General features: G+C 32.9%; 1 pseudogene. It reads left to right on the top strand.

The features are described from left to right. Positions 1-356, top strand: a pseudogene (locus tag A5875_RS12740) (GTP pyrophosphokinase); the annotation flags it as partial. Positions 357-535: the final 179 nt, after the last annotated feature.

The following is a 535-nucleotide window of genomic DNA, read 5'->3' as shown; positions in this document are numbered from 1 at the left end:
CAATAGAGGGTATAGTTATTGAGGAGTCCATTGTATTGCAGAGTATTGAGTCTAGGGTCAAGACCAGAGAAAGCCTTGAAAAAAAGATAGAACTTAAAGAAAAATATCGATCTATTGAGGAAATAACTGATATTTGCGGTATTAGGATTATTACTTATTTTTCCGATGATGTTGATAAGATAGCAAATATGATAAAGAGAGATTTCGAATTAGACGAAATTAACAGTGTAGATAAGCGGGAAACTGATGACCCTACAAAATTTGGTTATGTATCATTACACTATATCGCCAGTTTGAAAGCAGATAGGCTGAGATTGAGTGAGGCACACCGCTTATACACATCTAGATGTGTATAAGAGACAGTTTTCACACAAGGGAATTTGTATTATGATAGTAAGTACTCTATTAGGATCAATTTGCCAGATCAATCTATAGAAAATGATGTAAAAAGGGTTGAAGAATTATGTGTAGATTTTTTACGTTCTATTGACAAAATACCAGAAATTGCAAAGTGTGAAGGTTTAAGTTATACAAT

The sequence above is a fragment of the Enterococcus sp. 3H8_DIV0648 genome, assembly GCF_002140655.1.
In the GTDB taxonomy this organism is placed as follows: domain Bacteria; phylum Bacillota; class Bacilli; order Lactobacillales; family Enterococcaceae; genus Enterococcus_A; species Enterococcus_A hulanensis.
Note: the sequence above shows the minus strand (reverse complement) of the source record. Positions and strands in the feature narration are given on the sequence as shown.